This is a genomic window from Myxococcota bacterium, from assembly GCA_035498015.1.
Classification (GTDB): Bacteria; Myxococcota_A; UBA9160; order SZUA-336; family SZUA-336; genus VGRW01.
On sequence record DATKAO010000026.1, the window covers coordinates 1 to 26391 of the forward strand.

At 69.8% G+C, this 26391-nt stretch carries 22 protein-coding genes; 19 read left to right on the forward strand and 3 right to left on the reverse strand.

Going from position 1 to position 26391, the window contains the following annotated elements; translation table 11 throughout:
• Positions 1-1322, reverse strand: a 1322-nt coding sequence (locus VMR86_02045; protein HTO05812.1) for a sigma-54 dependent transcriptional regulator, incomplete at its 3' end; no start/stop codon positions are given.
• Entirely contained in the window at positions 1319-3382 is a 2064-nt protein-coding gene (locus VMR86_02050; GenBank protein ID HTO05813.1) for an ATP-binding protein, read from the reverse strand. The genes VMR86_02050 and VMR86_02045, both read right to left, overlap by 4 nt.
• A gap of 214 nt (positions 3383-3596) precedes the next feature.
• Here VMR86_02050 and coaBC point away from each other — a divergent pair, with 214 nt between their 5' ends.
• The 5 genes from coaBC to hflC all read left to right on the forward strand — a co-directional run bounded on the left by coaBC (position 3597) and on the right by hflC (position 8773).
• On the forward strand, positions 3597-4787 hold the full coding sequence (gene coaBC / locus VMR86_02055; GenBank protein ID HTO05814.1) for a bifunctional phosphopantothenoylcysteine decarboxylase/phosphopantothenate--cysteine ligase CoaBC: 1191 nt from the start codon (positions 3597-3599) through the stop codon (positions 4785-4787).
• Positions 4784-6148 carry a nodulation protein NfeD gene (locus VMR86_02060; protein HTO05815.1) on the forward strand — a complete coding sequence of 455 codons (1365 nt, stop codon included), beginning with the start codon at positions 4784-4786 and terminating at the stop codon, positions 6146-6148. The genes coaBC and VMR86_02060 overlap by 4 nt, the downstream gene beginning before the upstream one ends.
• A 10-nt stretch (positions 6149-6158) precedes the next feature.
• The gene (locus VMR86_02065; GenBank protein ID HTO05816.1) at positions 6159-6920 is read left to right on the forward strand and encodes a slipin family protein; all 762 of its coding nucleotides are present in this window, start codon (positions 6159-6161) and stop codon (positions 6918-6920) included.
• Positions 6921-6983: 63 nt separating this feature from the next.
• The gene (gene hflK / locus VMR86_02070) at positions 6984-7859 is read left to right on the forward strand and encodes an FtsH protease activity modulator HflK (protein ID HTO05817.1); all 876 of its coding nucleotides are present in this window, start codon (positions 6984-6986) and stop codon (positions 7857-7859) included.
• Positions 7856-8773, forward strand: coding sequence for a protease modulator HflC (hflC, locus tag VMR86_02075; GenBank protein ID HTO05818.1), 918 nt, complete (start codon positions 7856-7858; stop codon positions 8771-8773). Before hflK ends, hflC begins: the two co-directional genes overlap by 4 nt.
• On the opposite strand, the gene VMR86_02080 is transcribed toward hflC, so the two are convergent.
• The gene (locus VMR86_02080; GenBank protein ID HTO05819.1) at positions 8774-9847 is read right to left on the reverse strand and encodes an LptF/LptG family permease; all 1074 of its coding nucleotides are present in this window, start codon (positions 9845-9847) and stop codon (positions 8774-8776) included.
• Between the two features lie 57 nt (positions 9848-9904).
• On the opposite strand from VMR86_02080, the gene VMR86_02085 reads away from it, so the two are divergent.
• The 14 genes from VMR86_02085 to VMR86_02150 all read left to right on the forward strand — a co-directional run bounded on the left by VMR86_02085 (position 9905) and on the right by VMR86_02150 (position 26383).
• Positions 9905-10864 carry a bifunctional riboflavin kinase/FAD synthetase gene (locus VMR86_02085; protein ID HTO05820.1) on the forward strand — a complete coding sequence of 320 codons (960 nt, stop codon included), beginning with the start codon at positions 9905-9907 and terminating at the stop codon, positions 10862-10864.
• A complete protein-coding gene (locus VMR86_02090) occupies positions 10861-11910 on the forward strand; it encodes a lysylphosphatidylglycerol synthase transmembrane domain-containing protein (GenBank protein HTO05821.1) in 1050 nt (349 codons plus the stop codon). The genes VMR86_02085 and VMR86_02090 overlap by 4 nt, the downstream gene beginning before the upstream one ends.
• 37 nt (positions 11911-11947) lie before the next feature.
• Positions 11948-13648 carry a type IV-A pilus assembly ATPase PilB gene (gene pilB / locus VMR86_02095; GenBank protein HTO05822.1) on the forward strand — a complete coding sequence of 567 codons (1701 nt, stop codon included), beginning with the start codon at positions 11948-11950 and terminating at the stop codon, positions 13646-13648.
• Positions 13649-13655: 7 nt separating this feature from the next.
• On the forward strand, positions 13656-14756 hold the full coding sequence (locus tag VMR86_02100) for a type IV pilus twitching motility protein PilT (GenBank protein ID HTO05823.1): 1101 nt from the start codon (positions 13656-13658) through the stop codon (positions 14754-14756).
• 14 nt (positions 14757-14770) lie between these two features.
• Positions 14771-15979, forward strand: a complete 1209-nt coding sequence (locus VMR86_02105) for a type II secretion system F family protein (GenBank protein ID HTO05824.1) — start codon at positions 14771-14773, stop codon at positions 15977-15979.
• A gap of 5 nt (positions 15980-15984) precedes the next feature.
• On the forward strand, positions 15985-17568 hold the full coding sequence (locus tag VMR86_02110; GenBank protein HTO05825.1) for an ATP-binding protein: 1584 nt from the start codon (positions 15985-15987) through the stop codon (positions 17566-17568).
• A 41-nt stretch (positions 17569-17609) separates the two neighbouring features.
• Positions 17610-18992 (forward strand): sigma-54 dependent transcriptional regulator, encoded by a 1383-nt coding sequence (locus VMR86_02115; GenBank protein ID HTO05826.1) that lies wholly within the window; start codon positions 17610-17612, stop codon positions 18990-18992.
• Between the two features lie 253 nt (positions 18993-19245).
• Positions 19246-19920: a prepilin-type N-terminal cleavage/methylation domain-containing protein gene (locus VMR86_02120; protein ID HTO05827.1), complete on the forward strand. Its 675-nt coding sequence runs from the start codon at positions 19246-19248 to the stop codon at positions 19918-19920.
• A gap of 134 nt (positions 19921-20054) precedes the next feature.
• Positions 20055-20933: a hypothetical protein gene (locus VMR86_02125; GenBank protein ID HTO05828.1), complete on the forward strand. Its 879-nt coding sequence runs from the start codon at positions 20055-20057 to the stop codon at positions 20931-20933.
• A gap of 1 nt (position 20934) precedes the next feature.
• The gene (locus VMR86_02130; protein HTO05829.1) at positions 20935-21867 is read left to right on the forward strand and encodes an ABC transporter ATP-binding protein; all 933 of its coding nucleotides are present in this window, start codon (positions 20935-20937) and stop codon (positions 21865-21867) included.
• Positions 21864-22640: an ABC transporter permease gene (locus VMR86_02135; GenBank protein HTO05830.1), complete on the forward strand. Its 777-nt coding sequence runs from the start codon at positions 21864-21866 to the stop codon at positions 22638-22640. The genes VMR86_02130 and VMR86_02135 overlap by 4 nt, the downstream gene beginning before the upstream one ends.
• Before the next feature lie 20 nt (positions 22641-22660).
• A complete protein-coding gene (locus tag VMR86_02140; protein HTO05831.1) occupies positions 22661-23449 on the forward strand; it encodes a prepilin peptidase in 789 nt (262 codons plus the stop codon).
• Entirely contained in the window at positions 23446-24978 is a 1533-nt protein-coding gene (locus VMR86_02145) for an ATP-binding protein (protein ID HTO05832.1), read from the forward strand. Before VMR86_02140 ends, VMR86_02145 begins: the two co-directional genes overlap by 4 nt.
• Positions 24947-26383 carry a sigma-54 dependent transcriptional regulator gene (locus VMR86_02150; protein HTO05833.1) on the forward strand — a complete coding sequence of 479 codons (1437 nt, stop codon included), beginning with the start codon at positions 24947-24949 and terminating at the stop codon, positions 26381-26383. The genes VMR86_02145 and VMR86_02150 overlap by 32 nt, the downstream gene beginning before the upstream one ends.
• Positions 26384-26391 lie beyond the last annotated feature (8 nt).

Consider the following 26391-nt stretch of genomic DNA (forward strand, 5'->3'; position numbering starts at 1 on the left):
CGCGAGAGACCGAGCTCCTTGGCGGCGCGGGTGACGTTGCCCTCGGTGAGTCGCAGCGCTTCCAGGATGGCGTCGCGCTCGATGCGCTGCGTGGCCGCGCGGATGCGCTCGCGCAGCGGGGTCGCGCCGGCGGGAGCGGGCGCCGCGGGCGCGTGCCGGTCGAGCTCGGGCGGGAGGTCGCGCGGTCCGAGCGTCGTGCCGTCACACAACAGTGTCGCCCGCTCGATCGCGTTCTCGAGCTCGCGGATGTTCCCGGGCCAGGGGTGCGCGCGCAGCAGGTCCATGGCCGCGGGCTCGATGCCGGTCACGGGCCGGCCGAGCTTGGCCGCGAAGCGCTCGAGAAACAGCCGCGCCAGCATCGGGATGTCTTCGGGGCGCGAGCGCAGCGGGGGCAGGTCGATCGGCACCACGTGCAGCCGGTAGAAGAGGTCCTCGCGGAAGCGGCCGGCGTTCACCTCGGCGCGCAGGTCGCGGTTGGTGGCCGCCACCAGCCGCACCGACACGTGCACCGTCTCGGTGCCGCCCACGCGATAGAAGCGCCCCTCCTGGATCGCGCGCAAGAGCTTCGGCTGCGCGGCCAGCGGCATCTCGCCGATCTCGTCGAGAAACAAGGTGCCGCCGTCGGCCAGCTCGAACTTGCCCGGCTTGCGCGCCGCGGCCCCGGTGAAGGCGCCTTTCTCGTAGCCGAACAGCTCGCTCTCGAGCAGGCCCTCGGGGATGGCCGCGCAGTTCACCTTCACGAACGGGCCGCCCCGCACCGCGCTGGCGCGGTGCAGGCTGCGCGCGACGATCTCCTTCCCGGTCCCGCTCTCGCCGCTGATCAGCACGGTCGCGGGCGTGGGCGCGACGCGCTCGATCACGTGGCGCACCTCGCGCAACAGCTCGCTCTCACCGACGAGCAACGGCTCGGGGCTCTCGTCGGCGGGCAGGCGCGCTTCGCGCGCGGCCAGGCGCCGGGTCGAGACCGCTTTCTCCATCACCTGGCGGATCTCGTCGGGATCGAAGGGCTTGGTGAGATAATCGAACGCGCCCTGCTTCAGGGCCTCGACCGCGCTGCCCACGGTGCCGTGCGCGGTCAGCATGATCACGGGGATCTCCGGGTGCTTGCGCCGCACCGCCTCGAGCAACTCGAGGCCGTTCAGCTTGGGCATGCGCAGATCCGTGAGGATGGCGTCGACCGGCTCGCGCGCGAGTGTCTCGAGCGCGGCCGCCCCGTCGGCGGCCTCGAGCGTGCGGAAGCCGTCGCGCTCGAGCAGCGCCGACAGCACGCGCCGCATGTTGGCTTCGTCCTCGGCGATCAGCACCGTGCGCGCGTCCTTCACGCGTGCTCCTCGGCGGGCTTGGCTGCGAGCGGCAGGCGGATCAACACGCTCGTGCCCTCGCCCGGCCGCGAGCGCAGCTGGATCGTGCCGCCCTGTGCGCGGATCAGCCGCTCGCACAGCGCCAGACCCAGGCCGGTGCCCTGCTGCTTGGTCGTGTAGAAGGGGATGAAAGCGCGCTCGAGCGTGGTGTCGCTCATGCCAGGCCCGTCGTCGTCGACCTGGATCTCGACTCCGCCGTCGCCCAGCGCTCCGGGAACGCCGCGGCGCAGCGCGACGCGCACGTGTCCGCCGTCTTCGAGCGCCTCGTAGGCGTTCTGAACCACGTTCACCACCACGCGCTCGAGCTGATCGGCATCGGCGCGCAGCTCCGGGAGGCCGGGCTCGAGCTCGAGCGCGAGCTCCACGTCGCTGCGCCGCTTGGAGCGCGAGACCGCCTCGGCGCAGCTCTTCACGAACGCGGCCAGATCGCGAATCGTGGCCGTGCGCGTGGACGGCCGTGCATAGTCGAGGAATGACTCGACCACGCGGTTGAGCCGCGCGATCTCCTCGATGATCACCGCCCACAGCTCGGCCGACTTGGCGTCCGTGGGCTGCTGCAGCACGGCGACCGCGCCGCGGATCGAGGCCAGGGGGTTGCGGATCTCGTGCGCGAGCCCGGCCGCCATCTCGCCCAGTGACACGAAGCGGTCTCTCGCGCGCACGCGCTCGAAGGCCTTGGAGTTCTCGAGCGAGGTCGCGATCTGGTCGGCCACCAGGCGCAGCAGGCGCACCTCCTCGCTCGAGAACGACTCGCTCGAGCGCGCGTCGGCCAGCGTCCAGAAGCCCACGACCTGTGACTTGGCGCGCAGCGGCAGCACCAGCTCTGCCTCGAGGTCGCGCAGGGTCGCGCACAGCACCTCGAGCCGCGGCCGCTCGGCGGCGTTCTTGGGGTCGTCGAGCCGCCGCTCGAGCTCCTCGCGCTGCAGCACGTCGACCGCCTCGACCGTCGACACCCAGACCGGCTCGGACAAGAGACTCACTCGCGTGCGGGTCGGCAGGCCGATGCTGCCGGCGAGCTGGAAGCCGAGCGTGGCATCGTCGCGCAGGTAGATCGCCGAGGCGCGGAACAGCTCGGCCTTCTCGACCGCGGCCAGGAGCTCGGTGAGCAGCTCGTCGAGCGTGAGGATGTGCTTCAGGCGCTCGCGCAGGGGCCGCAGGCCGCGCTCGAGCGCCACCTTGCCGGCCAGGAAGCGGCGCTCCATCGCGCCCTGGATCCGGTCGCGCATGGGCGCGAAGAACAGGAACAGCGCGAACGAGGCCACGAAGGCGTTGAACACGAACAGGTCGAGCCGCTCGCCGACCCACAGCCGGATGGCCGCGAAGAAGGCGGCGAGGCCGACCGCCATGACGGACAGCGCCACGGTGTTCCCCACCAGCTGGCGCAGATCGGCGACACGGACCTGTGTCAGGTGCAGGTAGCCCGCGTAGAGATACAAAAGGGGAAACAGCAAGCACGCCACGCGCGGCAGCGAGAGCTGCCACAGCAGCACGTCGAGCAGGACGCCGCCGATCGCGATCGAGTGAGCCACGATCACGTAGCGCACGCGCCGCGCCTCGGGCGACGCGGCTTCGTCGGCGCGCGCGTCGTCGGTACCCGGATCACCGGACGCCGGGGCGCGGCGCCACAGCGCGAAGGTGGCGGCGGCCACGCAGCCCAGGGCGAACACGTCGGCCGCCACGTGGACGCCGCGCGGCGCGGGGTGGAGCGTGAGCAGCGCAATCCCGAGCAGGAACGGCGTGGCGGCGAACAGCGGCGCGAAGCGCGGCGCGATCGCGGGCCGGCCCACCAGCGTGGCCGCGCATGCCAGCGCGAGCGGCCCGAGCGCGATCAGCGACAGGTCGGCGAGCACGGGACCCCAGTCCTGTCCCAGCCCGCCCGCGGCGCAGCCGGTGCACCACAGGCCATAGGCCAGAGTGAGCCGCGCGAAGCGGCGCGCGGCCAGCTCGCGGCGCAGCGACAAGAACGCCACGAGCAGCACCGCGGCCGCAGCCGCGCCCATGAACGCGCTCTCTGTCTCCATTGACTTCGCTCGCCTGCGGCTCACTGCGCGGGGCGGACCTGTGATCGCGCGGGCACCCTGCCCACGCTCCGCCCCTTGCGGGCCTGCGCTCAGGGCAGCCTTCGCTCGGCCACCGCACTTACGTCTTCGGGTTTCTCGCGGGGCGCTTGACGGCCGGTTGGCGGTTTCGGGTGGCGCGGGCTACGTTCGCGAAACCAAAGAGGATTCCAGCACAGTGAGTCGGATCCTTCTCGGCGTTTCCGGAGGCATCGCCGCGTACAAGGCGTGCGAGCTGGTGCGCTCCTTCACGCAGCGCGGCCACGAGCTGCGGGTGGTCGCGACCCCGCACGCGCTCGAGTTCGTGTCGGCGCTCACGCTCCAGACTCTCTCGGGCTCGCCCGTGCGCTCCGAGTTACTGGCCGCCACCGCCGAGTCCGAGATCTCGCACATCGAGCTCGCCGACTGGGCGCAGGTGTTCGTGGTCGCGCCCGCCACCGCCAACGTGATGGCCAAGCTCGCGCACGGCATCGCCGACGACCTGCTCACCACCGTGGCGCTGGCCTGCACGGCGCCGCTCGTGCTCGCGCCCGCGATGAACGTGAACATGTACCGGCACCCGGCCACCCAGGCGAACCTCGACGTGCTGGCCAAGCGCGGCGTGCGCATCGTGGGGCCGGGCAAGGGTGACCTGGCCTGCGGCTGGGTGGGTGAGGGGCGGCTGATCGAGAACGACTCGATCGTGGCCGTGACCGAGGCCGCCACTGCCGAGCCCGCGCTGCGCGGCGAGGTGGTGCTGGTGAGCGCGGGCCCGACCGCCGAGCCGATCGACCCGGTGCGGGTGATCACGAACCGCTCGTCGGGCAAGATGGGCTTCGCGCTGGCCGAAGCGGCCGCGCGGCGCGGGGCAGAAGTCATCCTGGTCGCCGGTCCCGTGTCACTCGCCAGCCCGCACGGCGTGGCGCGCATCGACGTGGAGACCGCGGTCGAGATGCGCGACGCGGTGCTGGGCGCGCTCGAGCGCGCCACGATCGTGATCCTGGCGGCCGCGGTCGCCGACTACGCGCCGGCGTCGGCTGCGGACAAGAAGCTGAAGCGCGAGAAGAGCGACTCACTCTCGCTCGAGCTGGTGAAGAACCCGGACATCCTGGCCGAGGTCGTGCGCCGGCGCGGCGCTCGCACGGTCGTGGGCTTCGCGGCCGAGACCGACCACGTGCTCGAGAACGCGCGCGGCAAGCTCGCGCGCAAGGGCTGCGACCTGATCGTGGCCAACGACGTGTCGCGCAGCGACATCGGCTTCGACGCGGACCGCAACGAAGTCGTGATTCTCGGTCCTGGCCCCGACGACCTGCGCGAGATCGCGGCGGGTCCGAAGTCGGAGATCGCGGAGCGGATCCTCGAGCGCGTGCTCGAGGTGCGCAAGAGATGAGGAACCCGCGCGCCGCGGCGCTCGGGCTCCTGCTCGCCGCCGCGCTGGCGGCGAGCGCGCGCGCCGAGACGGTCGCCGCCATCACGATCGACGGCGCGATCAACCCGGCGATCGCCGACTTCGTGGCGAAGTCGATCGACCGCGCCTACACCACGGGCGCCAGCGCGCTGGTGATCCAGCTCGACACGCCCGGGGGGCTGGTGGTGTCGACCAAGGACATCGTGACCGCGATCCTCAATGCCGAGCTGCCCGTGATCGTGTACGTCGCGCCGCGCGGCGCGTGGGCCGCCTCGGCGGGCACGTTCATCACGCTCTCGGGTCACGTGGCCGCGATGTCGCCGGGCTCCACGATCGGCGCCGCGCACCCGGTCTCGCTCGGCGGTGACAACCCGAGGCCCCCCGACGACGACGCCGAAGGCAAGAAGGGAAGGTCGAAACACTCGGACTACATGGCCGAGAAGCTCGAGAACTTCACCACCGCGTTCATCGAGGCGATCGCGCAGGAGCGCAAGCGCAACGTCGAGTGGGCCGCGCAGGCGGTGCGGAACTCGGTGGCGATCGGCGCGCCCGAAGCGCTGAAGCGCAACGTGATCGACTTGATCGCCGAGGACATGGACGACCTCTTGGCGAAGAGCGACGGGCGCAAAGTCACCGTGGGCAAGCGCACGGTCACCCTGCACACCAAGGGCGCAGCGGTCGTGCAGCTGCCGATGGACCTCATGACTCGCGTGTTCGCGGTGATCGCCGACCCGCAGATCGTCGGCCTGTTGTTCCTGATCGGGCTCCTGGGCATCTGGATCGAGTTCCAGAACCCGGGGCTGATGGCGCCCGGCGCGGTCGGTGCGGTGGCCCTGGTGCTCGCGGCCACCGCGCTGCAGATCATCCCGTTCAACTGGGTCGGACTGCTGCTCGTGGCCGGCGGGATCGCGCTGATCGTGGCCGAGGTACACCTGTCGAGCTACGGGCTGCTGTTCGCGCTGGGGCTGGCCGCGCTGTGCTGGGGCGCCTGGCTCACGTTCCGCGTGCCGGAGCTCTCGGACCTGTCGCTGCCGTTCTGGGGCGCGGTGTTTCCCGCGGCACTGTCACTCGCGCTGCTTCTCAGCGCGGTGGCCTGGGCCGTGTCGCGCGCGCAGGCGCGGCCGCAGTATTCCGGCGCGGAGGCCCTGCTCGCCGAGCTGGGCGTGGCCGACAGCGACCTCGAGCCCGAGGGGCGCGTGCTGGTGCGGGGCGAGCTGTGGCGGGCGGTCGCGGACGAGCCCGTGCGCCGCGGCGACAAAGTCGAGATACTGGCCGTGAACGATCTGGTGCTGCGCGTGCGGGCGCGGCCGGGGCCGCGGGACGGCCAGGCGCGGAACAGCTAGGGGGAGAGGCATGGTCTATCCGATCGCGATCGCCGCCTTCATCGGCGTGCTGTTCCTGATGTCCGCGGTGCGCGTGCTCCAGGAGTACGAGCGCGGCGTGCTGTTCCGGCTCGGCCGCTTCAGCAGCGTGAAGGGCGCCGGCCTGCGCGTGGTGATCCCCGGCGTCGACCGGCTGGTGCGCGTGTCACTGCGCGAGGTGGTCATGGACGTGCCGCCGCAGGACGTGATCACCAAGGACAACGTGTCGGTGAAGGTCAATGCGGTGCTCTACTTCCGGGTGGTCCACCCGCAGGACGCGATCATCAAGGTCGAGAACTTCCTGTACGGCACCTCGCAGCTGGCGCAGACCACGCTGCGCAGCGTGTGCGGCCAGGCGGAGCTCGACCACCTGCTGGCCGACCGCGAGCGCATCAACCGCCAGCTGCAGTCGGAGCTCGACCACGGCACCGACCCCTGGGGCGTGAAGGTGCGCGCGGTCGAGATCAAACACATCGACCTGCCCGAAGACATGCGCCGCGCCATGGCCAAGCAGGCCGAGGCCGAGCGCGAGCGGCGCGCCAAGGTGATTCACGCGCAAGGTGAGTTCGAGGCCTCGCAGCGGCTGAAGGAAGCCTCCGACGTGATGACCCAGTCGCCCTACACGCTCCAGCTGCGCTACCTGCAGACACTCTCCGAGATCGCGGTCGAGCACAACTCGACCATCTTGTTCCCCATGCCGATCGATCTGCTCTCCCCGTTCCTCGACTCGCTCCATGCGCGGCGGAACGCGTAGGTCGGTATGCGGGGGGTGTTTCTCGCGGTCCTTCTGGTTCTCGCAGTCGCGGGGGCCTTGTGGGTGTGGCGCGGCTTCTACGACGTGGCGCCCGACGAGCAGGCGATCGTGCTGCGGCTCGGACGCTACGACCGCACGGTCGACCCAGGCAGCTTCCACTGGCACGCGCCCGGGCTGGAGCAGGTGCTCAAGCAGCGAGTCACCACGACGCTGCGCGAGGAGTTCGGCTACCGCACCACGAACGCCGCGACGGGCACGGTCGAGGAGCACCCCGAGGAGAAGAGCATGCTGACGTCGGACGAGAACCTGGTCGACGTCGACTTCGTGGTGCAGTACCGGATCGGCGACGTGCGCGACTACCTGCTCAACTTCCAGCCCGAGCAGCGCGAGGCCGTGCTGCGCGACGCCGCGCGCGCGGCCGTGCGCACGGTCGTGGCGCAGAACCCGATCGACCAGGTGCTGACTGCGCGCGGCCTGATCCACGACGCGGCGCGCGAGGAGCTGCAGGCCACGCTCGACGCCTATCGCGCCGGGGTGCGCGTCGAGAACATCCAGCTGCAGGACGTGGCCGCGCCCGAGCCCGTGCGCGAGGCCTTCGCCGACGTGACCAGCGCTCAGCAGGACCGCGAGCGCGCGGTGCTCGAAGCGCAGGGCTACGCGGACAAGGTGGTGCCCGAGGCGCGCGGCAGGTCGGAAGAGGCGGTCAACCTGGCGCATGCCTACCACGAGCGGCGCATCCTCGAGGCCCAGGGCCAGGTCGCGGGCTTCAAGGCGGTGCTCGACCAGTACAAGAAAGCGCCCGACGTGACTCGCCAGCGGCTCTATCTCGAGACGCTCGAGACGATCCTGCCGAAGATGGACAAGGTGATCCTGGAGCGTGGCTCGAGCGACCAGCTCCTGCCGTATCTGCCGCTGCCGCGGCGCGAGGGCCCGAAATGAACCGCTGGATCGCAGCACTCCTCCTGGTGGCGGGGCTCGGCGCCTTCGCGTTCTTCTGTGTCACGATCATCGACGAGCGCGAGCAGGCCTTCCGCACGCTGCTCAACCAGGCCGAGCCCAAGGTCCTGGGCGTGTCTCTGAACCAGCCGAACTTGACCGAGCCCGGCTGGTACGTGGTGATTCCCGGCCTGCACGAGCTCACGCGTTACGACCGGCGCAACATCCACTTCCATTCGGCCAAGCGCTCGCTCAACACCGTGGAGCGGACGCTGGTCGACGTGGACTACTACATCGTGTGGCGCATCGTCGACCCGCGCGCGTTCTACGAGTCCTACCGGCGCGAAGACGCCGCCGTGCAGCGCATCGACGAGGTGACTTACAGCGAGGTGCGCGAGACCGTGAACAAGCACAGCCTCGCCGACCTGCTCTCGCCCACGCGCGGCGCGGTGCAGCAGGAGATCACCGCCTCGGCCGACGGCAAGCTGCGCGAGCGGGGCGTGCGGATCGTCGACGTGCGGCTGGGCGCCACGCTCTACCCCGAGGAGAACCTGGCGCGCGTGTACGACCGCATGCGCACCGAGCGCGCGCGCTTCGCGCTGAAGTTCCGGGCCGAAGGCGAGCAGCAGGCGCGAGCGCTGCGCTCGAAGGCCGACGGGGAGAGCCAGGTGATCCTGGCCACGGCCGAGCGCGAGTCGCTCGAGCTGCGCGGCACCGGCGATGCCGAGGCGGCGCGCATCTACTCCGAGGCCTACTCGGGCGATCCCGAGTTCTACGCCTTCTTCCGCAGCCTCGAGGCCTACCGCAAGTCACTCGACGCGCAGACCACGGTCGTGATGTCGCCGCGCTCGGGCTTTCTCAAGTACCTGTTCGACATGAACGGCACGCCGCCGGTCTCGGCGCGGCCGGAGCGCTAGTCACTCGGGGATCAGCCGGTAGCGCCAGAAGCCCAGCGCGAGCGCGCCCAGCGTGACGCCCCAGACCGGCAGCGGGGCGGGCACCTGGCCGCCGCGCGCGGCCAGCAAGGCCACCGTCCAGCACAGCCAGAACACCGCCGCGGCGCCGAGCGAGCGCAGCAGCGCCCGCGGGAGTGAGTCGGCCTTGCCCGAATCGCCGGTCGCGAACGGGATCGCCAGCAGCACCACGATCAGCACCGCGAACGGCTGCGCCAGGCGGCTGTGGAACGCCAGCTCGAGCTTGGCCTTCTCGGCCGCGTCGTGTCCGCTCTTGCGGATCAGCCGCGCGAGCTGGTGCAGCGAGGCCGTGGCCGCGGGATCGGTCGCGCGGCTCATCTCGGTGCCGGTGATGCCCAGGTTCAGCCGCAGCGACGGCGCCTCGTGTCTGGCGATGCCCTCGTCGGAGGAGAAATCGAGCACGTGCGCGTCGCGGATCTCCCAGGTGTCTCCGTCGACGCTCGTCGCGGTCTTGGCGTCGATGCGCTGCCGGATCTCGCGCTTCTCGTCGAACAGGAACACGGTCACGTCGTGCAGCGCGTGTGTCTCGAGATCGTACGAGGCCGCCGAGAAGATCGAGGCGCCCGAGGCGAACCACCAGCGCTTGAGCAGGCGCTCCGGCGCGCGGGTGCCCTCGTCGTCGGCCGCGCGCCCGGCCTCGAGGCGCTCGCGCAGCGGCAGCAGCACGCGGTCCTCGAGCACGCCCAGCCCGCCCGCCACCAGCGCGCACAGGATCAGGAGCGGCGCCAGCGCCGCCTGCAGGCGGATCCCGCCCGTGCGGATGGCCGTGAGCTCGCGGTTGCGCACCGCGCGCGAGAGACACAGCACGGCGCCGGTCAGGCCCGACAAGGGCAACACGATCGGCAGCACGGGCAGGGCGCGCAGCGCGACCTCGCGCAGGCCCGCGAGCACGTGACCCGCCAGGTCGTCGATGTGCAGCAGGATGTCCGCGGCGAACCACATGGCCGCAATGCCGAGAAACACCCCGGTGGTGGCCACGATGAACTCGACCAGGAGATGGCGCGCGATCGTCCGCACGGCGGCAGGATAGGACAGGGGGCGGAGGCGCGCGCGGTGAGGCTAAGATGCCGGGGGATGCAAGTCATCGAGGGGAGCGATCAGCCGCCCGAGGGGGCTCGCGGGTGCGTGCTGACGGTCGGGAACTTCGACGGCCTGCACCTGGGCCACCGCGCGCTGATCGCGCGGGTGATCGAGCGCGGCCGCCAGCTCGGCCGGCGCACCGTGCTGTACACCTTCGACCCGCACCCGCGGCGCGTCCTGTTCCCCGACACACCGCAGCAGCTGCTCATGACCTGGGACCAGCTCGCGGCGGCGCTCGAGGCCGAAGGCATCGACTATCTCGTGCGCGAGCGCTTCACCTCGGCCTTCGCGGCGCTCTCGCCCGAGGAGTTCCTGCGCGACGTGATCGCCGAGCGGCTCGGGCCGCGCGAGGTGTTCGTGGGCCGTGACTTCCACTTCGGCAAGGGCCGCGCCGGCTCGGGCGAGATGCTGGTGGCGCGCGGCCCGGCGCTGGGGATCCGGGTCGAGTTGCTGCCGCAGGTGCGCGCCGGCGGCGCCGACGTGTCGAGCACGCGCATCCGCGAGGCGCTGGCGCGCGGCGACGTGGCCGAAGCGCGGGTGTGTCTCGGTCGGCCCTACACGGTGTGGGGTCGCGTCGTCGAAGGCGACCGGCGCGGGCGCACGCTCGGCTTCCCGACCGCGAACCTCGCGCCCGAGAACGAGATCGTGCCCGCGAATGGCGTGTACGCCACGCGCGTGCGGCTGTTCGATCCGGCGCTGCCGTCGCGGCCCTCGGCTGACTCGCTGCCGGCAGTGACCAACGTGGGCACGCGGCCCACCTTCGCGCCGGGCCGCGTGCTGGTCGAGACACACCTGTTCGACTTCCAGGGCGACCTGTACGGACGGCGCCTGGAGCTCGCCTTCCACGCGCGCATCCGCGAGGAGCGCCGCTTCTCGGGTCCGCAGGAGCTCGCGCGCCAGATCGGCGCCGACGCCGAACAGGCGCGGCACACCCTGCGCGCGGAGCCCGAGTGACTCGCTGGCTGCGCATCGCGCTCGACTGGCGCATCTGGCTCGGGGTCGCGCTGCCGGTCGCGGCCATCGCCTACACCGTGCACGACGTCGACCTGCGCGAGGTCGCGGCGCACATCGGCGATGCCAACCCCTGGCTGGTGCTGGCCATGGTGCCGATGCACGTGGCCGCGCTCTGGCTGCGCGCGCTGCGCTGGCGCTGGCTGGCGCGCTCGCTGTCGCGCGATCCGCTGCCGCTCGGCCCGCTGTTCCGCGCCACGGCGCTCGGCTTCATGGCGATCAACGTGCTGCCGTTCCGGCTGGGTGAGCTCGCGCGCCCGTGGCTGCTGGGGCGCGAGACCGAGGTGCGCGGCTCGGCGGCGCTGGGCACGCTCGTGCTCGAGCGCGCCATCGATTTCACGGCGGTGTCGGTGCTGGGCGGGATCCTGTTGTTCCTGCACACCAAGGCCATGCCGTCCTGGGTGCGCTCGGGCGCCGCCATCTTCGCGGTGTTCACCGCCGTGCCCGTGGTGGCCATCGCGGCGCTGCGCTTCGACGAGGCCGGCTCGCTGTCGCTCCTGTCGCGGCTCATCCGGCCCTTCCCCGAGGGCGTGCGGCACCGGGTGATGGACCTCGTCACCGAAGTGTGTCGCGGTCTCGCGGGGCTGCGCGGCGTCCACGCCACCGCACAGGTCTTGCTGCAGACCGTGATCCTGTGGGTCGTGGTGCTGCCCGCGCCGTTCCTGCTCGGGCTGTACGCGTTCGGCATCGAGTACCCGCCGCGCCAGCAGCTGCTCGCGACCTTCACGACCAACATCTTCGTGGCGCTCGCGGTGGCGGCGCCGTCGGCGCCGGGCTTCTTCGGCGTGTTCCACTTCGCCTGCCGTGAGGCGCTGCACCTGTTCGGCGTGTCGCGTGCCGTGGCGGTGGCCTACGGCACGCTGGTGCACATCACTTACTGGCTGCCGGTGACTCTGATCGGCTCGGTCGTGGCTGCGCAGACGGGCGCGCGTCTGGCCGAGATCGTGGCGCCCGGACTGGGTAAAGCTCCCTCCGGCGACCACCGATAACGCGCTCGATTCCGGATCTCCGTCTTCGGAGGGGTGCGTGAACGATCGGATCGGCGAGCTGCTCGTACAGAAGAACCTTCTGTCCGAGGAGCAGCTCAAGCGCGCGAAGGAGGAGGCTCGCTCCAGCGGCACGCGCATCGGCTACCAGATCACGAAGCTGGGCTTCGTGGAAGAAGAGAAGGTCGCCGAGGCCGTATCGAATCAGTACGGCGTGCCCACGATCGAGCTCGACGACTTCGAGGTCGACGGCGAAGTCATCGGGCTGATTCCGGAAGACGTCGCGAACAAGCACACGATCCTGCCGGTGAATCGCGCGGGTTCGACCTTGATCGTGGCCATGTCCGACCCGTCGAACATCTTCGCGATCGACGACGTGAAGTTCCTCACCGGCTACAACGTCGAGGTCGTGGTCGCCGCCGAAGAGGCGATCCGGCGCGCGATCGAGCGCTACTACGACAAGGGCGCCGACCTCGACGAGGTCATGGCCGGCTTCGACGACCAGGAGTTCGAGGTCGTCGGCGACGACGAAGGTCCGAGTCTCGAAGAGCTCGAGAAAGCCGTCGAAGACGCGCCGGTGGTCAAGCTCGCCAACCTGATCCTCACCGACGCCATCAAGAAGAACGCGTCGGACATCCACATCGAGCCGTACGAGAAGGACTTCCGCGTCCGGTACCGCATCGACGGCGTGCTCTACGAAGTCATGCGGCCGCCGCGCAAGCTGCGCAACCCACTCACTTCGCGCGTGAAGATCATGGCCGACCTCGACATCGCCGAGCGCCGGCTGCCGCAAGACGGCCGCATCAAGCTGAAGATGGGCAAGAACAAGGAGATGGATTACCGCGTCTCCGTCCTGCCCACGCTGTTCGGCGAGAAGATCGTTCTCCGCCTGCTCGACAAGGGCAACCTGCAGCTCGACATGACCAAGCTCGGCTTCGAGGAGAAGCAGCTCGGTGACTTCAAGCACGCGATCCACCTGCCGTTCGGCATGGTGCTCGTGACTGGCCCCACGGGCTCCGGCAAGACGACGACGCTGTACTCGGCGCTGTCCGAGCTCAACAAGACCAGCGAGAACATCTCCACCGCCGAGGACCCGGTCGAGTTCAACCTCTCGGGCATCAACCAGGTGCAGATGAAGGACGACATCGGGCTCAACTTCGCCGCGAGCTTGCGCGCCTTCCTGCGGCAGGATCCCGACATCATCATGGTCGGCGAGATCCGCGATTTCGAAACGGCGGAGATCGGCATCAAGGCCGCGCTCACCGGTCACATGGTGCTGTCGACGCTGCACACCAACGACGCGCCCAGCACGATCAATCGCTTGCTGAACATGGGCATCGAGCCGTTCCTGGTCGCGAGCTCGGTGAACGCGATCGTCGCCCAGCGTCTGGCGCGGCGCGTGTGTGCCGAGTGCAAGCAGGAAGACACGACGATCACGCGCGAAGAGCTGGAGAAGGCGGGCATGTCGCCCGACGAGGCGAAGAAGTGCCGGCCGGTGAAGGGCGCGGGCTGCGGAAACTGTTCAGAGACCGGCTTCAAGGGCCGAATCGCGGTGTACGAGGTCATGGTCGCGACGGAGACGCTGAAGGAGTTCGTGCTGAACGGCGCGAGCTCGACCGAGATCAAACGCGAGGCGATTCGCGGCGGCATGAGCACGCTGCGGCGCAGCGTGCTCAACAAGGTGCTCGAACAGACCACGACGCTGGCCGAAGTGTTCCGCGTCTCGGCGAGCGACAACTGAGTCGAACATGGCGAACCTGCACCAGCTGCTGAAGGCGATGGTCGAGAAGGGCGCGTCGGACCTGCACATCACGACCGGCAGCCCGCCGCAGCTCCGGGTCGACGGTCACTTGACGCCGCTGCGCATGGATCCGCTCTCGCCGCAGGACACCAAGCAGGCGTGCTACTCGATCCTGACCGACGCGCAGAAGCACCGCTTCGAGGCCAACAACGAGCTCGACCTGTCGTTCGGCGTGAAGGGCCTCGCGCGCTTCCGCGCCAACATCTTCGTGCAGCGCGGCGCCGTCGCGGGCGCCTTCCGCACCATCCCCTACAAGATCCTGACCTTCGAAGAGCTGGGTCTGCCGCCGGTGATCGAGAAGCTCTCCACCAAGCCGCGCGGACTCATCCTGGTGACCGGCCCCACGGGCTCGGGCAAGTCGACCACGCTGGCGTCGATCATCAACAAGATCAACACCGACAACAACCACCACATCATCACGATCGAAGACCCGATCGAGTATCTCCACCCGCACAAGAACTGCCTGGTGAACCAGCGCGAGGTGGGTGCAGACACGCAGTCCTTCAAAGCCGCCCTGCGCTACATCCTGCGCCAGGACCCGGACGTCGTGCTGGTCGGCGAGATGCGCGACCTGGAGACGATCGAGGCGGCGCTGACCGTGTCCGAAACGGGTCACTTGTGCCTGGCCACGCTGCACACCAACTCGTGCGTGCAGACCATCAACCGCGTGATCGACGTGTTCCCGGCGCACCAGCAGTCGCAGATCCGCACGCAGCTCTCGTTCGTGCTCGAGGGCGTGGTCAGTCAGACGCTCTTGCCCAAGGCCACGGGCGGCGGGCGCGTGATCGCCCTCGAGGTCATGGTGCCGAATCCCGCCATCCGCAACCTGATCCGCGAGGACAAGATCCACCAGATCTACTCGCAGATGCAGATCGGCCAGGACAAGTTCGGCATGCAGACCCTGAACCAGTCACTCGCGGACCTGTACCAGCGCCGCCTGATCACGCTCGAGGACGCCACCGCGCGCAGCTCCGATCCCGACGAGCTGGCGAACATGATCGCGAATCCCAACGCCCTCGCGGGCCGCCGGCGCGCGGCCCCGACCTGAGCCGGAGAGCCACCATGCCTACATACACCTGGGTCGGCAAGACGCGCGAAGGCCTGTCGAAGAAGGGCGTGATCGTCGCCGAGGACGTCGAGGCGGCGATGACGACCCTGCGGGCGCAGGCCATCACGCCCACGACGGTGAAGCCCAAAGGCAAAGACCTCACCGAGATCTTCCCGTTCCTGCAGGGCGGCGTGAAGATCCGTGACCTCGTCATCTTCACGCGCCAGTTCGCGACCATGATCGACGCCGGTCTGCCGCTCGTGCAGTGTCTCGACATCCTGGGCGGCCAGCAGGAGAACGCGACCTTCAAGAAGGTGATCCTGCAGATCAAGAGCGACGTCGAAGCCGGCTCGACCTTCTCCGACGCGCTCGGCAAGCACCCCAAGGTGTTCGACCGCCTGTTCGTGAACCTGGTCGCGGCCGGCGAGGTCGGCGGCATCCTCGACACGATCCTGTCGCGGCTCGCCGCGTATCTCGAGAAGAACGACAAGCTGCGCCGCAAGGTCAAAGGCGCGCTGACCTACCCGGCGGCAGTCACCGTGATCGCGATCCTGGTCGTGGTCGTGATGCTGACCAAGGTCATCCCGGTGTTCGAGAAGATGTTCAAGGATTTCGGCGGCACGCTGCCGGCGCCCACGCAGATGGTCATCAACATCTCGCACTGGCTGCAGGCGTACATCATCTACATGATGATCGGCGTGGGCGCGCTCGGGTACGCGCTGAAGCGCTACTACGGCACGACGCAGGGCCGCGCGATCATGGACGCGCTGTTCCTGAAGTCGCCGATCTTCGGGTCACTGCTCAAGAAGGTCGCCGTGGCGCGCTTCTCGCGCACGCTCTCGACCATGCTCTCGTCCGGCGTTCCGATCCTCGACGCGCTCGAGATCGTGGCGCGCACCGCGGGCAACGTGGTGGTCGAGAAGGAGATCCTGAACACCAAGTCCTCGATCGCGGAAGGCAAGACGATCGCGGAGCCGCTGCAGGGCTCGAAGGTGTTCCCGGGCATGGTGGTGCAGATGATCTCGGTCGGTGAGCAGACCGGCGCCATGGACGCGATGCTCGGCAAGATCGCCGACTTCTACGACGACGAGGTCGACACCGCCGTCGACGCGCTGACTTCCCTGCTCGAGCCGCTGCTCATGGTCGGCCTGGGCGGCACGATCGGCAGCCTGCTCGTCGCCATGTATCTCCCGATCTTCAAGATCGCAGAAAACGTGAACTAGTCACGATGCGAGCGCGAGCGCGTCACGGGGCGATCCCGGCGAACGCCTTCGCAACGCGGCTGGTCGCGCTGGCGGCGATCCTGATCTTCGCGGTCCTGGCGCAGCTGCGCGGCGGGGGCGTGTACTCGAGCAGCGTGCTCTCGGCGCTGTACGGGCTCGTGCTGGCCGGCTTCCTGCTGGCGTGCGCCTACGGCGCGCTCGCCGCCTGGAGCCCGTGGAAGAGACTCCACGTGCTCGAGCTCACGGGCGACGCGGCGCTGATCTCCGGCTTCGTGTACTGCTCGGGCGGGCCGCGCTCGATCTTCGGCTTCCTGTTCGTGATCTGGATCGTGTACGCGGCGCTCACGCTGGGCTCGCGCAGCGCCATGCTGGCCTGCGCCTTCGCCACGATCGCCCACTTCACCATCGCCTGGGGGCCGCTGGTGGGCTGGTTCCCGCCCTACAGCCCCGAGTTCGGCATGGGGAGTCACGAGGCGGTCGGCTCGGCCGGCGTCCACGCCGTCGCGTTTCTCGCGGTCGCGCTGTTGTCGCGCCGGCTGGCCGCCGAGGTGCAGGCCGGGCGCGACGAGCTGCAGGAACTGGGCGAGCTGCACCGCCGCATCGTCGACAACGTGTCTTCCGGCCTGCTCACGGTGACTCGCGCGGGGCTGATCTCGTCGTTCAACCAGGAGGCCGAGCGCATCACGGGCTTCACGGCGCCGCAGATGCTGGGCACGCCGCTGGTGGAGCTGTTTCCGACGCTGGGGCCGATCGATGCGAGCGAGCGCCAGCGGCGCATCCAGCTCGAGTATCTCGATCGCTCCGGCCGCACGCTGCACCTGGGCATGTCGCTCTCCTGGCTGCGCAACGCGCGCGGCGAACCCGACGGCGCGATCCTGATCTTCCAGGACCTGACTCACCTGGTCGAGATGGAGGAGCAGCTGCGCAAGGGCGAGCGGCTGGGCGCGATCGGGCAGCTCGCGGCCGGCCTGGCGCACGAGATCCGCAACCCGCTGGCCTCGCTCTCGGGAGCGGTCGAGCTCCTGGCCGCCGACCTGCCCGCGGGCGACCGCCACTCACAGACCCTGTCCCAGATCGTACAGCGCGAGACCGCGCGCCTGAATCGGCTGGTGAGCGACTTTCTCACCTACGCGCGGCCGGGCCCCGGCCGCAGCGAGCCGGTGGCGCTCCTGGCGCTGTTCGAGGAGCTCGCGCAGCTCGTCACGCGCGACGCGTCGCTCGGCATCGAGGTGAGACTCGACGTGCCCGCTGGCCTCGCCGCGCTGGGCAATCCCGACCAGCTGCGCCAGGTGTTCTGGAACCTGGTGCTGAACGCGGCCCAGAGCGAGCCGGCCGATCGCGCAGTGCACGTGCGCGCGCGCGCCGCGGAGGGCAAGGTCGAGGTCGCGATCGAGGATCGCGGCTGCGGCATCGACCCGGAGGTGCGCGACCGCCTGTTCGAGCCGTTCTACACCACCAAGCCCAAGGGCACCGGCCTCGGCCTCGCCACCGTACACCGTGTGGTGGAGGCCCATGGCGGTCAGATCGGGATCACGAGCGCTCCGGGGCGGGGGACGACCGTGCGGGTCGTGTTGCCGTCCCCGCCTTAAGCGCGCGCAACTCATGTCCGATCGGGCCTAGGGAGGGGTGATTGGCTCGGATTCTTGTCGTCGACGACGAGACCAGCATGCAGGAGTTCCTCCAGATCCTCCTGCAGCGCGACGGTCACGAGGTCAGCGCGTGCGGCTCGGCCAGCGAGGCGCTGGTCGCGCTCGAGAGCGACGACTGGGACCTGGTGATCAGTGACATCCGCATGCCCGGCATGTCGGGCCTGGAGCTGCTCGACCAGGTGCGGCGTCTGCACGTCGAGACCACGGTCATCCTGATCACCGCACACGGCACGACCGAGTCCGCGGTCGAGGCCATGAAGCACGGCGCCTACGACTATCTCACCAAGCCGTGCTCGGTCGACGAGATCCGGCTCGTGGTCGAGAAGGCGCTCGAGAAGCGCGACCTCTCGCACGAGAACCGGCGCCTGCGCCAGCAGCTCCGGGTCGAGAGCGCGTTCCCGACCATCGTCGGCAAGAGCTCGCGCATGCAGGAGATCTTCGCGCTCGTGCGCCAGGTCGCGCCGACCCGCGCCAACATCCTGATCACCGGCGAGAGCGGCACGGGCAAGGAGCTGATCGCGCGCGCGATCCACAATCTCTCCGACCGGCGTGACGCGCCGTTCGTCGCGGTGAACTGCGGCGCGATCCCGGAGAACCTGCTCGAGAGCGAGCTGTTCGGTCACGTGAAGGGCTCGTTCACCGGCGCCTCCGCGAACAAGCCGGGGCTGTTCGAGGTCGCCAACGGCGGCACGCTGTTCCTCGACGAGATCGGGGAGATGGAGCTCGGGCTACAGGTGAAGGTCCTGCGCGCGATCCAGCACCGCACCTTCCAGCGCGTGGGCGGCACGAACGAGATCCACGTCGACGTGCGCATCCTGTGCTCGACCAATCGCCGGCTCGACCAGGAAGTGAGAGAGGGGCGCTTCCGCGAGGACCTGTTCTACCGCCTGAACGTGATCGAGATCGAGCTACCCCCGCTGCGCGAGCGGCCCGAGGACCTGCCGCAGCTCGTGTCTCACTTCGCCGAGAAATACTCCGCGGAGCTCGGCAAGGACGTGCGCGAGCTCGACCCCGCGGTGCTGCCCGCGCTCGAGGCCTACCCGTTCCCCGGCAACGTGCGCGAGCTCGAGAACGTGGTGGAGCGCGCGGTCACGCTGGCGCACACCAACCGCATCACGCTCGACTGTCTGCCGGCCACCGTGCGCCGGCCCGCCGAGCCGGCGCCCGCCGCGCGCATTCCCAGCGACGGCGTCGACCTCGACGCCCTGCTCGCTGCCTACGAGACCTCGCTCATCCAGGAGGCCCTGCAGCGCACCGGCGGCGTGAAGAAGCGCGCCGCGCAGCTCCTGGGCGTCACGTTCCGGTCACTGCGTTACCGCTTGGAAAAGCTGCGCCTCGACGACGGGAGCAACGAGCCGGAGTGACGAAGCGCGTCACCGGGACGCGCGCGGCGCGTCACTCGGTGACCTTGGACACGTTCGCCATCTGGTGCGCAGGCGGGCCGGATCGAGTCAGTGGTGCGCGGGCTTGCGGCGGATCATGCGCGCTCCCGAGCCGGCAGTGATTCGCGGGCACGGGCCTTGCTCAATGCGGGGCCGCCGGGCGCTCGTGGCGTCGTAAGGGCGAGTAGGCCCGAGACCGATTCATGAGTACTGGTACTCAGCAAGGAGACAAACAATGCTGTCGCATCTCAAGCGGCGTGAAGGTTTCACGCTCATCGAGCTGATGATCGTCGTGGCGATCATCGGCATCCTGGCGGCCATCGCCATCCCGAACTTCATCAAGTTCCAGCTTCGTTCGAAGGCCGGTGAGTCGAAGGTCAACCTCGCGGCGATTCGCACCGCCGAGGAGTCGTACTTCGCCGAGGCCGGTACCTACATGGACATGCCGGCGACCCCGGCGGCGTTCGTGCCCGGTCTGAAGACGCAGTTCCTGCCCGTCTGCCCGAACCCGCTCCCGGTCTGGACGCCCGGCGCGCAGGGCAACTGCTGGATCGGCTGGCAGCCCGAGGGTGACGTGTACTACGCGTACCAGATCGGCGCGGGCCGGCTGGGTGCGATCGTGGCGGTCGACCCGACCGTCGTGGGTGCGCCGATCACGGCCAACCAGTTCTACGCTGGCGCGGTCGCCGACATCGACGCCGACGCCGTGCTGAACAGCTGGGGCGTGAACCAGCCCGACAACACCGGCGCGTTCACCGCTCCTCCGGGTTGGACGGCCGGTACGGTCTGCGGAGCCTCGGTGCCTGGCACCGCCGGCCCGAACGGCCCGCTCGACACCGGCACCGGTCTCTCGGTGCTGGGCCAGGTGGGTCCGTGCGACAGCATCGACATGGGCCGCAACGTGTTCTAGGCCTCGCCTGGGACTCGGGCTCTGATCCTCGACCCGGCGGAGTCGAAAGACTCCGCCGGGTCTTCTCGCTTAAGGCGGACCTGCATGTCTCCGATCCCGGAGGCGTCATGTCCGCGCGCACCGTCCGCCTCCGCATGCCCACCGAGGCACTGCTGCTGCCGTTCGCGCTGTGCGTGGCGCTGGCCGTGAACGGCACGAACCACTGGCTCGAGGCGCGCTCGGTCGAGACTCACGCGGACGGCGACGTCGGCGTCCTGCCCGACGGTCACGCCGTGAACGTGCTCTCGCTCGGCTTCGAGAGACTGGTCGCGGACCTGTTCTGGATCCGGACCGTCAACTACGTCGGGGACGAGGTCGCTTCGGCCGCGCACTGGCCCGCGGCGGAGCGCCTGGCCAACCTGGTGACCGACACCGATCCGCACTTCGATTCGGCCTACGTCGTGATGGCGTCGGTGCTCAACGGCTTGAAGCACGATCCGGACGCGGCCATCCGCCTGCTCGAGAAGGGCGCCGCGGTCAGCAAGTACTGGCGCATCGATTTCCTGCTGGGCTTCCAGTACTTCATGGAGAAGGGCGACTACGTGCGCGGGGCCGAGTGTCTGCAGCGCGCGATCGACCTGGGCGGACCGCAGTATCTGCAGTTCCTCGTGACTCGCCTGTACGCGAACGCCGGCGATCCCGACACGGCCATGCAGTTCATCGCGCTGCGGCTGAAGAGCGAGGAGACGCCCGAGGTCCGCGCCCAGCTCGAGAAGCGCCTCTCGGACCTGTGGATCAACCGCGATCTGGCGCTGATCGACGCCGCGATCGAGGCCTACAAGGCGAAGCTCCACCGTGACCCGGCGGACGTGCGGGCGCTCGTGACCGCCGGCCTGCTGCCGAAGCTCCCGCGCGATCCCGAGGGCGGTGAGTACGCGATCTTCTCGGACGGCAAGGCGGGCACGAACCTGGCCTACGACACACTCGAGCTGCACATGCCGGGCCTCCGGAATCAGAAGCAAGAAGGGAAGTGACTTGAACGCGATTCGCACGCGCGGGCTGCGGAAGACGTTCCGCACCGGCTTCTGGATGCGGCCCGTGGAAGCGGTGAAGGAAGTCGATCTCGAGGTGAAGGCCGGCGAGATCTTCGGCTTCATCGGGCCCAACGGCGCCGGCAAGACCACGACGATCAAGGTGCTGACGGGGCTGGTCATGCCGACCTCCGGCGAGGCCTGGGTGAACGGGCTCCCGGTGAGCGACCCGGAGAGCCGCGCGCAGCTCGGCTTCCTGCCCGAGGGCACGTTCTTCCACGACTATCTCACGGCGAGCGAGTTCCTCGACTTTCACGGCTCGCTGCTCGGCATTCCCCGCGACGTGCGGCGCGAGCGCATTCCGAAGCTGCTCGAGCGCGTCGGCCTCGCGCACGCCGCCGAGCGCCAGATCCGGCGCTACTCGAAAGGCATGCGCCAGCGCGCGGGACTGGCGCAGGCGCTGATCGGCGAGCCGCAGATCGTGATCCTCGACGAGCCCATGTCGGGCCTCGATCCGCTCGGCCGCAAGGACGTGCGCGACCTGATCCTGTCGCTGCGCGACGAGGGCAAGACGGTGTTCTTCTCCTCGCACATCCTCGAGGACGCCGAGGTCATCTGCGACCAGGTCGCGCTGATCCTGTCGGGCCGGATCGTGAAGCAGGGCTATCTCGACGAGCTGCTCGGGCAGGAGATGGTCGGCAGCGAGCTGGTGGTCGAGGGCATCGACGAGTCACTGTTCGCGGAGCTCCAGGGCAGGGCGAGGCGCGCGGTCGTGCAGGGCCACCGCTTCCTGCTCGAGTTCGCGGGCGAGAGCGACGGCGAGAAGGCGCTCGACCAGGTGCGGCAGAGCGGCGGCCGGATCCGCAGCTACGTCCCCAAGCGCAAGAGCCTCGAGGACCTGCTGCTCGAGGGTCTCGCACAGGAGAAGGACCGATGAAGTCACTCGGGCGCATCGGGGTGCTGGCCTGGAACACGTACCGCGAAGCGGTGCGCGACAAGCTGCTCTACAACCTGCTCTTGTTCGCGGCCATGATGATCGCGAGCTCGATCCTGCTCGCGCAGATCCAGATCGGCAAGGACGAACGCATCTACCGCGACTTCGGGCTGGGCTCGATCGCGTTCTTCGGCGCGCTGATCGCGATCTTCGTGGGCATCAACCTGGTGTACCGCGAGATCTCGACCAGGACCGTCTACACCATGCTGTCGAAGCCCGTGCGGCGCTGGGAGTTCCTGCTCGGGAAATACTTCGGCCTCTTGTCGCTGCTCGCGGTGGAAGTCGCGATCATGAGTCTGTGCTTCCTGGGCGTGCTGGTGTGGAAGGGCTCGGAGTTCTCCACCGGCCTGGTCTGGGCGATCTGCATGATCTATCTCGAGCTGGCGCTGGTGACTGCGGTCGCGATCTTCTTCTCCACCTTCACCTCGCCCTATCTCGCCGCGATGTTCACGGTGGCGCTGTGGATCATCGGGCACCTGCTCGCGGACCTGCGGGCGTTCGGCAGGAAGTCCGACATCGCCGGGCTGAAGGAGCTGCTCGAGGCGCTGTACTGGACGCTCCCGAACCTCGACCGGCTGGACTTCAAGGCCGACGCGAGCGCCAACAACCCGATCGCCCTGGCGCGCATCGCGATGGCCTCGCTGTACGCGCTCTTGTACTCGCTGGGCCTGATGATCGGCTCGGTGCTGCTCTTTCAGCGTCGTGACTTCCGCTGAGTCGCGCTAACCTCTGAGCCATGGGGGAGCCCGCGATCTCGATGCCCGTGCTGGGCGCGTTCGCGTTCGTGCTGGGCGCCTGCATCGGCAGCTTCCTGAACGTCGTGGTGTGGCGCCTGCCGCGCGGCGAGTCACTCGTGCGTCCGGGCTCGCACTGTCCCGCCTGCGACGCGGCCATTCCCGCCTGGGCGAACGTGCCGCTCCTGTCCTACGCGCTGTTGCGCGGGCGCTGCAAAGCCTGCGGCGCGCACATCTCGGCGCGCTACCCGCTGGTCGAGGCGCTGACGGGCGCGGTGTTCGCGGCGCTGATGCTGGTGCAGGGCCCCACGGCGCGGCTTTTGGTCGACTGGGCGCTCGCGGCCGCGCTGATCGCGGTGACCTTCATCGACGTCGACCACCACATCATCCCGAACTCGATCACCATCCCGGGCCTGGCGATCGGCCTGTTCCTGTCGCTCGTGGCGCCGCAGCTGGCGGTCGACTGGCGCGACGCGCTGCTGGGCGTGGTGCTGATCGGCGGCGGCATGTGGGCGATCTCGGCCGGCTACGAGCGCTTCTCGGGCAAGATCGGGCTGGGCATGGGTGACGTGAAGCTGGTGGCCATGCTCGCGAGCTTCCTCGGGCTCGAGGGGGCGCTGGGCGTGCTGATCGTCGGGTGTCTCGTGGGGATCGCGTACGGCGTGCTCATGCTGGCTTGGGTGAAGGGCGGGCGGGACACGCGCATTCCGTTCGGGCCGGCGCTGGCTGCGGCCGGGCTGGTGTTCCTGTTCCAGCCCAACTTCCTCGACCACTTCCTGGTCCGGCCGTGACCCGGCGCGTCGGCGTCCAGCTCGAGATCGTCGCGAACCTGTTCGTGATGATGTTCGCGGGCGTGGCGCTGGTGGGCGTGGTGCTGCTGAGTCACTCGGCGGTCACCGTGCGAGACGAGGCGGTCGAGCGCCTGCGCATGGGCTCGCGCCATCTCGAGTCACTCCTGGAGCGCGGCGTGAACGACCTGGCCGACCTGGCCGCGGTCGCACACACCTCCACTCCGCGGCTGGCCGGCGGCGAGTTCGCCGTGCTCGACGCGTCGGGCCGCCAGGTGCTGGGCCCGCCGTTCGACGCCGCCGGGCGCCAGCAGATCGCGGAGCTGGTGGAGCTGGCGCGCGCGCGCGGCGAGGTGCTCGAGCTGGGGAGTCTGTGGCGCGGCGAGCTGGCGCTCGTGACTCCGGTCCGCACGCACTCGGGCCAGGAGGGCTTCCTCGTGGGCCGCAGCCGCGGCGAAGAGTACCGCGCGCGGCTCGCGCCGCTGGTGGCGTCGGGCGTCGGCCTCCTGGTCATCGCCACGTCGGTGTTCGCGGGCTTCGGCGCCTGGCTGCTGCGGCGGCGGGTCGTCTCGCCCCTGGCCGAGCTCGCGCGCGGCACGCGGCGCGTGGCGGCGGGCGACCTGGCGGCGCGCATCGCCACGCAGGGGCCCGCCGAGCTCGAAGACCTGGCCGCGTCGTTCAACCGCATGGCCGAAGCGCTCGAAGCCGACCGCGCCGCGCTCGAGCGCGCCCAGGACGCGCTGGCGCGCGGCCGGCGCCTGGCGAGCGTGGGCCAGCTCGCGGCGGGGGTCGCGCACGAGGTCGGCAACCCGGTGGCGGCGATCCTGGGCTACGCCGAAATGTGTCAGCGGGAACGCGGCGCGAGCGCGCGCTCGCGCGAGCTGGCGGAGCACATCGCGGACGAGGCGATGCGCATCCGCACGCTCGTGCGCGAGATGCTCGACCTGTCCCGCCCCGATGCGCTCTCGGTCGAGCGCGTGCCCGCGGCCGAGCTCTTGGAGCGCGTGGCGGAGCGCATGCGCCCGCAGCCGCTGTTGGCGGGCATCGAGCTCGCGTCGTCGCTCGCGCCGGAGCTGCCCCTTGTCGACGTGGACCGGCGCCGGATCGAGCAGATCTTCGTGAACCTGGTCGAGAACGCGGCGCACGCCCTGCGCGGGGTGACCGGCCCGAGGATCGAGCTCGCCGCCGAGCGCGCGCGTGATCCCGCGCGGCCCGCGCGCCGGGCATCGGATCGCACGGACGAAAGTCACGCGGCCGAGCGCGCGCCGGACTCCGTCGCCTTCACGGTCACCGACAACGGCCCGGGCATCGACCCCGAACACCTGCCGTACGTGTTCGACCCGTTCTTCACCACCAAGGAGCCCGGCGAGGGCTCGGGCCTGGGCCTGTGGAACGCACACCGGCTGGCCGAGCTCCTGGGCGGAAGACTCGAAGTCGCGAGTCAGTCCGGCCGGACTTGCTTCAGATTGGTGTTGCCGGCGGCCGATACGAACGCCGGCCATGGCAAAGCGCCGAGCGCTGATCATCGATGACGAGGCCGGGGTCCGCCAGAGTCTCGGCCTGATCCTCGAGGACGAGGGGTTCGAGGTCGCGCGCGCGGCCGACGGCGACGCGGGCCTGCGCGCCGCGCAGGCCGAGTCATTCGACGTCGTGCTGTGCGACGTGCGCATGCCGCGCCGCGGCGGCTTCGAGATCCTCGAGGAAGTGATCCGGGCACAGCCCGACGCGACCGTGCTGGTCATGTCTGCCTTCGGCCAGGTCGAGCAGGCGCTCGAAGCGGTGCGCAAGGGCGCCTACGACTTTCTCGCCAAGCCCTTCACCGCGCAGGAGCTCCTGCTCGCGATCAAGAAGGCGGACGAGCGCGAGCGCCTGCGGCGCGAGAACCGCACGCTGCGCCGTGCGCTCTCGAACGAGACGCGCGGCGTGTCGATCGCGGCCGCGTCGCCCGGTATGCGCGAGGTGTTCGAGCTGGTCGAGCGCGCCGCGGAGTTCAAGACCACCGTGCTGGTCACCGGAGAGAGCGGTGCGGGCAAGGAGGTCGTGGCGCGCGCGGTGCACGGTCTCTCGGACCGCGCCACGGCGCCATACGTCGCCGTGAACTGCGGTGCGATCCCCGAGTCACTGATCGAGAGCGAGCTCTTCGGCCACGCCAAGGGTGCGTTCACCGGCGCCGACAGCGAGTCACGCGGCATGTTCCGGGAGGCCGACGGCGGGACGCTGTTCCTCGACGAGATCGGCGAGCTGCCGCCCGCGACCCAGGTGAAGCTGCTGCGCGTGCTGCAGGAGGAGGAGGTGCGCCCGGTGGGCGCCGCGAAGAGCTTCGCGGTCGACGTGCGCATCATCGCGGCCACCGCGCGCGACCTCGAGCAGATGGTGGCCGCGGGTCAGTTCCGCTCGGATCTCTTCTACCGGCTGAACGTCTTCCGCATCCACGTGCCGCCGCTGCGCGAGCGGCCCGAGGACGTGCCGTTGCTCGCCGACCAGCTGCTGGCCGCGCACGCGCGGCGCATGGGCAAGCCGGTCGACCCGCTGGAGCGCGAGCTGCTCGAGGCGCTGGCGGCCCAGCCGTGGCCGGGCAATGTGCGCGAGCTCGAGAACGCGCTCGAGCGCGCGCTGATCCTGACGCGCGGCCGGCGCATCACGCTGGACCTGTTCCCGTTCGGCGCCGAGAGCGCGGATGAGGCGCGTGGCGAGAGTGACTCAGGCGGCGCAGATGACTCATCCGGGTCCGAGGCGCACGACGGCGAGGACCTGTCGATCAAGCGCCAGGGCCGGGCGCTCGAGGAGCGACTCATTCGCCAGGCGCTGCTGCGCACGGCTGGCAACCGCACGCGCGCGGCTCGTCTGCTCGAGCTCTCGCCTCGAGCCCTGCAGTACAAGCTCAAGGAATACGCGATCGACCCGCTCAATCCGCTTCCGGCGCCCTCCGATAGCTGAGGCACCTC